The 2,543-nt window shown below is 63.5% G+C and carries 2 protein-coding genes; both read right to left on the reverse strand.

All coding sequences use genetic code 11. From position 1 onward, the window contains the following. Nucleotides 1-92: 92 nt before the first annotated feature. The gene (gene istB, locus HV744_RS36380; protein WP_175154059.1) at nucleotides 93-860 is read right to left on the reverse strand and encodes an IS21-like element helper ATPase IstB; all 768 of its coding nucleotides are present in this window, start codon (nucleotides 858-860) and stop codon (nucleotides 93-95) included. Between the two features lie 12 nt (nucleotides 861-872). Beyond that, nucleotides 873-2,396, reverse strand: coding sequence for an IS21 family transposase (gene istA / locus HV744_RS36385; protein ID WP_175154060.1), 1,524 nt, complete (start codon nucleotides 2,394-2,396; stop codon nucleotides 873-875). Between the last annotated feature and the right edge of the window lie 147 nt (nucleotides 2,397-2,543).

Raw genomic sequence — 2,543 nt, forward strand, 5'->3', positions numbered from 1 at the left:
TGCGTATTTCGGCGAACGTGACCGCCGATTTCGGGAACGTGACCGATTCGGCGGGTTTGGGCGTTGCGCGGTGTTGATTGTAGATTTCCTTGTCAGTTTTGGTCGAGTTCGGGCTCCAGGACGTTGGGTTTTAGGGATGCTTTTCTGAGCGATTCGCCGGTGAGCGTGATCCGATGATGACGCTGCATGAGACGGTCGAGCATCGCATCGGCGATGGTCTCGTCGCCGATCCAGCCATGCCAGTGCTCAATCGGTAATTGGCTGGTGACGATGGTCGCCTTGCCCGTCGAGCGGTCATCGATCATCTCGAGCAGGTCGTTGCGAACCATCGCGTCGAGCGGCGCCATTCCCCAGTCGTCCAGCAGAACGACGTCAATGCGGGCAACGTGCAGCAGCCATTTCGTGAAGCCGCCATTGCCGTGCAGAACGCGCAGTTCTTCACTCAAGCGCGGCACGCGCAGATACAACGCCGAATGCCCGCGCCGACAGGCGTATTGGGCCAACGCGCAGGCGAGCCACGATTTACCGGCGCCGGTTGGCCCGCTGATGAGCAGGCTGTAGCCAGCCTCGACCCAATCGCCCAGAACGAGGCTCGTGAGCGAGCGCGGGTCCACGCCTCGACCGGCGCGGGTGTCGAGGTCCTCGATCGCGGCCTGCGGATACTTCAGGCGCGCCTGCTTGAGCAACCGGGTACGACGCCGATCATCACGCCAGCTGGCTTCCCGGTCGACCAGCAACGATAGTCGTTCCTCGAAGCTCAGGCTGGCCGTGCCGGGCTGCGTCAATTGTTCTTCCAGTCCGTCAGCGAACCCGTCAAGCTTCAGGGTGCGCAGCTGTGTGAGTGTCTGTTGCATCATCATGGCGGGTTCTCTTTATTGGTAGTAGCTGGGGCCGCGTACATGCGCGTGGCTCGGGCTGATCCAGTCGGCAGGCGTCGTTGCCGCAGCGCGATCGCGGTTGTTGATCAGGATTTCGCGCACATGGCGGTAACGGTGCACCCTCAGTTCCAGCGCCAGCGCACAGGCTGCTTCGAGACGCTCGCGGCCATAGCGGCGTGAGAGCGAGAGCAATCCGAGGCACGCCCGATAGCCGTGTTCCGGGTGGCGTTGCTCCTGCAGCAGCCGGGTGACGAGCGCGCCGGTTGCCGCGCCGATCTGCTGCCCCCAATGAATGAGCCTCTGCGGCGTCCATTCCAGATGGGCGCGGTGTGCCGCTGGCATGTGCTCGACGACGGTGGTGTAGCCGCCCGTGCGGTCATTACGGGCGTGGCTGGCAACACGGCGACCACGATGCAACAGTTCGACAGCGCCAGCCGTGATGCGCGCATCGAGCTTGAGACCGACCAGCGCGTGCGGCACGCTGTAGCGGTGTTTGTTGATCTCGACGTGATAGTCGATGTAGACCGTCACTGTCTTGAAGCGCGCGAGCTCATAGGGCTGTGCCGGCAGCGGCTGCAGTGCCGGCGCGTCCAGTTCGGCGAATGCGCTGGCACGACATCCCGGCAGCTTCTGGAACGCGCGCTCGTTCAGGTTCTTCAGTAGCGGACGGATCGCGTCATCGACCGACTGGACCGACGCAAACCGGTGATGACGCAGGCGCGCCATGATCCAGCGCTCGACCACCTGGACCGCAACTTCTACCTTCGGTTTATCCTGCGGGCGATACACGCGTGCAGGAAGGAATGACGTGCCGTAATGACGAGCGAAGTCCAGCACCGTGTCGCCTGCGCGCGGTTCATAACGATCGGGATCGGCAATCATCGCGCGCGGGTTGTCGGGCACGATCAGCTGCGGGACGCCCCCATAGAACGTCAGGGCACGTGCAATGCCGCCGAGCCAGTCCTCCATCGTTTCCGCCGGCGTTGCGCACGCGAACGTGTAGCTTGAGGCACCCATGGCAGCCACGAAGATGTGCGCGCGGCGTCCGGTGGTCAGCGGCAACGTGGGGCCGGCGAAGTCGACAAACAGCTTCTCGCCAGCGCGGTGGATCTGACGCATCGAGCGCTTCAGGCGTTTCGTGAACGCCTTGTAGTGCTCGCAAAACTGCGTATAGCGGTAGGTCTGACGGTCCGCAAACTCGGCCTGGTACTCCTCCCACAGCAGCGTGAGCGTCACGCCCTTGCGGCGCAGCTCCTGATGGATGCGCCCGTAGTCCGGCTGAGCATAGGCTGCTGGCCCTGTCGGCTTGCCGAGAAGCCGCCGCTCAAGTTCGCCTTCGTCCATGTCGTAGGCGCTCGCCCAGTCCAGCCCGGCGGCGCCCGCCAGTCCGACGTACTTCGTGACCACGCCCTTGGAGATGCCCAGCGACGCGGCGATCCGATCGTGCGAGAAGCCGCCGTCGAATTTAAGTCGTAAAACGTCCTTGATCATGCGCATGTTCATCCTGTGCGCGGGCATGGTCTCTCCGGCCAAAGCCGGCGAGCATAGCCCGCGTGGTTGATGTCATGCGCAACGCCAATCCTGCCTTCCGGTCCGGCCGGTCACGTTGCCGAAATCGTCGGTCACGATCCCGAAACGGCCGGTCACGTTCGTCCGAAATACGCA

Origin of the sequence: Paraburkholderia ultramafica (assembly GCF_902859915.1) — a bacterium.
GTDB classification, from domain to species: Bacteria; Pseudomonadota; Gammaproteobacteria; order Burkholderiales; family Burkholderiaceae; genus Paraburkholderia; species Paraburkholderia ultramafica.